This is a genomic window from Paracoccus sp. M683 (genome assembly GCF_007096355.1).
Taxonomy (GTDB): Bacteria; Pseudomonadota; Alphaproteobacteria; order Rhodobacterales; family Rhodobacteraceae; genus Paracoccus.
The window spans coordinates 1-2,500 of sequence record NZ_VKDF01000038.1; the positions used below are offsets into that span (position 1 = coordinate 1).

Here is a 2,500-nt window from a genome sequence, read left to right on the forward strand (position 1 = left end):
TTGGTTGCGGGGGTAGGATTTGAACCTACGACCTTCAGGTTATGAGCCTGACGAGCTACCGGGCTGCTCTACCCCGCGCCAATTGCGCAGACAATTGAGTATGCGCAGGTATTTCATCGTTTCAGAGAGAGCTCCGTTTCTTTCCAGGTCTGGCGGTGACCTACTCTCCCACGTCTTGAGACGCAGTACCATCGGCGCAGCGGCACTTAACGGCCGAGTTCGGGATGGGATCGGGTGTTTTGCTCGCGCTAGGGCCACCAGACCAGGAAAGAAACGGATCAGCGTTGCGCCCTGAGGGGCACTTTGTTGTCCAAGCTGCATGACGTTGCATGCTTTTCAATCGGGTTAGAAGTCTTGCTTCCACCGGATCAAATCAAGCCAATCGAGCCATTAGTACCGGTCAACTGAACACATTGCTGCGCTTACATCTCCGGCCTATCGACGTGGTGGTCTTCCACGGCTCTCAAGGGATACCTTGTTTTGAGGGGGGCTTCCCGCTTAGATGCCTTCAGCGGTTATCCTGTCCGTTCATAGCTACCCAGCACTGCCGTTGGCACGACAACTGGTCCACCAGTGGAACGTTCACCCCGGTCCTCTCGTACTAGGGGCAACTCCTCTCAAGTATCCTACACCCACGGCAGATAGGGACCGAACTGTCTCACGACGTTCTAAACCCAGCTCACGTACCTCTTTAAACGGCGAACAGCCGTACCCTTGGGACCTGCTCCAGCCCCAGGATGAGATGAGCCGACATCGAGGTGCCAAACGATGCCGTCGATATGGACTCTTGGGCATCATCAGCCTGTTATCCCCAGCGTACCTTTTATCCGTTGAGCGATGGCCCTTCCACTCGGGACCACCGGATCACTATGGCCGTCTTTCGACTCTGCTCGACTTGTCAGTCTTGCAGTCAGGCTGGCTTCTGCCATTGCACTCAACGAGCGATTTCCGACCGCTCTGAGCCAACCTTCGCGCGCCTCCGTTACTGTTTGGGAGGCGACCGCCCCAGTCAAACTACCCGCCACGCAGGGTCCCGGATCCGGATAACGGACCGCGGTTAGACATCAAGAGTGCGAAGGGCGGTATCTCAAGGATGGCTCCACGGAAACTAGCGTTCCCGCTTCAAAGCCTACCGCCTATCCTGCACATCGCAATCCTGATGCCAGTGCGAAGCTGTAGTAAAGGTGCATGGGGTCTTTCCGTCTAACCGCGGGAAGTCTGCATCTTCACAGACAATTCAATTTCGCTGAGTCCACATTTGAGACAGCGGGGAAGTCGTTACGCCATTCGTGCAGGTCGGAACTTACCCGACAAGGAATTTCGCTACCTTAGGACCGTTATAGTTACGGCCGCCGTTTACCGGGGCTTCAATTCAATGCTTGCACATCTCCTTTTAACCTTCCGGCACCGGGCAGGCGTCAGACCCTATACGTCGTCTTGCGACTTCGCAGAGCCCTGTGTTTTTAGTAAACAGTCGCCACCCCCTGGTTTGTGCCCCCCGCCCATACTTGCGTACAAACGGGGCCTCCTTCTCGCGAACTTACGGAGGTATTTTGCCGAGTTCCTTAAATGTGGTTCTCTCAAGCGCCTTGGTATTCTCTACCAGTCCACCTGTGTCGGTTTAGGGTACGGTCTCATGGAGGGCTATTTCCAGGAACCACTCAGCAGCCCGATCAATCCGTTAAGACCGAACTACCTCTGTGATCCGTCACCATCTCCTGGCCCAGGAATATTAACCTGGTTCCCATCGACTACGCCTTTCGGCCTCGCCTTAGGGGCCGGCTTACCCTGCTCAGATTAGCTTTAAGCAGGAACCCTTGGACTTTCGGCGACAGGGTCTCTCACCCTGTTTGTCGCTACTCATGTCAACATTCTCACTTCTGATCACTCCACCGGATGCCTTACAGCCCGGCTTCACAGTCAGAACATCGCCTCCGTAACCCCGAAGGGCTAAAGAGGCAGCGTTCTATATCACAGAACGCTCCGCTACCGCGCACCCGAAGGTGCACCCAAAGCTTCGGCTCGTGGCTTGAGCCCCGTTACATCTTCGCCGCAAGACCTCTTGATTAGACCAGTGAGCTGTTACGCTATCTTTAAAGGATGGCTGCTTCTAAGCCAACCTCCTGGTTGTTTTGGAAGTCTCACATGCTTTCCCACTTAGCCACGAATTGGGGGCCTTAGCTGTTGGTCAGGGTTGTTTCCCTCTCCACGACGGACGTTAGCACCCGCCGTGTGTCTCCCGGATAGTCCTTCCTGGTATTCGGAGTTTGCTTAGACTCAGTAAGGCTGTGGGCCCCCATCATCCATGCAGTGCTCTACCCCCAAGAGGATACGTCCGAGGCGCTACCTAAATAGCTTTCGCGGAGAACCAGCTATCTCCGAGTTTGATTGGCCTTTCACCCCTAGGCACAAGTCATCCCGACCTTTTTCAACAGGTGTGGGTTCGGACCTCCAGTACGTGTTACCGTACCTTCATCCTGCTCATGCCTAGATCACTCGG

Annotated in this window: 1 tRNA gene and 2 rRNA genes (1 of these 3 cut by a window edge); all 3 read right to left on the minus strand. The window is 55.1% G+C overall.

Annotated elements, in window-relative coordinates:
- Position 1: 1 nt before the first annotated feature.
- Positions 2–78: transfer RNA gene (locus FNJ84_RS21420), tRNA-Met, on the minus strand.
- A 69-nt stretch (positions 79–147) separates the two neighbouring features.
- A 5S ribosomal RNA gene (gene rrf / locus FNJ84_RS21425) occupies positions 148–262 on the minus strand.
- 107 nt (positions 263–369) lie between these two features.
- Positions 370–2,500 (minus strand): 23S ribosomal RNA (locus FNJ84_RS21430) (it continues 699 nt past the right edge of the window).